The 384-nt window shown below is 63.5% G+C and carries 1 protein-coding gene; it reads left to right on the forward strand.

From position 1 onward, the window contains the following. A partial coding sequence (locus NE591_RS13185; RefSeq protein ID WP_256156857.1) for a molybdopterin-dependent oxidoreductase occupies window positions 1-184 on the forward strand: 184 nt, incomplete at its 5' end. Window positions 185-384 lie beyond the last annotated feature (200 nt).

The following is a 384-nucleotide window of genomic DNA, read 5'->3' on the forward strand; positions in this document are numbered from 1 at the left end:
GGCACGGGCCCAGCAGGTCTTCGGCGAAGATCGGGTGAAGTTCCCCATGAAGCGCAAGAGCTGGCAGCCCGGTGGCGGTGCCAATGCCCACGGTGAGCTGCGCGGGCGCGACCAATGGGAGCAGATCAGCTGGGAAGAGGCCATCGACTACATTGCCCAAGAGGCCGAGCGCATCTACGGCTAGTTCGGCCCTGCGGCCGTCATCGGCACCAAGGCCTTGGCCGTGGGCAAGATTCTCCACCAGCTCGGCGGCCACATCTCCCTTTCCGATACGAGCTCCATCGGAACCTACGCCTTCAACATCGTTGCGCTCGGGCTTCCCTCCCAGGATCTGGGCGAGCTGAACGACCGCTTCGACAACAAGAACGCCGACACCATCGTGAT

Origin of the sequence: Adlercreutzia sp. DFI.6.23 (assembly GCF_024462535.1) — a bacterium.
GTDB classification, from domain to species: Bacteria; Actinomycetota; Coriobacteriia; order Coriobacteriales; family Eggerthellaceae; genus Adlercreutzia; species Adlercreutzia rubneri.